The organism is Bacillus sp. LR--39 (assembly GCF_053613335.1).
The window spans coordinates 1-847 of the sequence record NZ_JBSIOT010000592.1; the positions used below are offsets into that span (position 1 = coordinate 1).

The 847-nt window shown below is 41.7% G+C and carries 1 protein-coding gene; it reads right to left on the bottom strand.

Features of this window, described 5'->3' with window-relative positions:
• A partial coding sequence (locus ACWHAR_RS25150; protein WP_452088193.1) for an efflux RND transporter periplasmic adaptor subunit occupies positions 1 to 847 on the bottom strand: 847 nt, incomplete at both ends.

The window sequence follows — 847 nt, forward strand, 5'->3', positions numbered from 1 at the left end:
TGATCATCTTGGGTAAGCCCCTCTTTAATTTCTGTCAGGTCATCTGTCACTTCGCCGATTTTGACATCAACTCGCTTTGCTTTTCCGTCTTTTACTGTATACACATAATATTGGTCATCTTCTTTTTTGACTGCCTTTGAAGGAAGCGTATTTGCTTTCCGTGTATCTGTTTCAATATTCATGATAAATTTAAAGCCTGGCTTTCCTTCTGGAAGATTTCCTTTTATTTTCACTTGAAGCGGGTATTGGACCGCCTGTTCTGTTCCTTGTGCAGCAGCGCTCTCCTGCTGATCCGGAACAAGCCCGACTGCGGAAACCGTGCCTTTCCATGTTTTACCCTGTATTACATCTGAAGTGAGTGTGACCTTCTGGCCTTTTTTGACTTTCAATGTATCGTATTCAGACAATTTCCCTGAGACGACAAGGTCTTTTGGGTTGCCGATATGTATGACAGGCTCTTGAATATCTGACTTTTTGGATGCCGCTTCTTGGTTGACAGAAATAACGGTGCCTTCAATTTCGCTTTTCACTTCAAGATCTGATACCCGGTTGGCAAGTGACTGTCGCTGAAGCTCGGTTTGTTTTAATTCGATCTCCTCTGTTTTTTTCTGCATTTGAAGCTCTGTCCGTTCTGATTCGATTTGTTTTTCTGCTTCTTTCTTTCCTACCTGTTTTTCCAGTTCTCTTTCTTTGCTGTCTAAGGCTTTTAACTTTTCTTGAATTTGGTCAATTTGAAGCCGATTGGATTCAGACGTTAACTGGTTCTGTTCTTTTTCCAGGCTCAGCTGCTCATTTGTATAGGTGACTAAAGGCGTGCCCTTTTTAACTTTATCGCCTTCCTTTACTT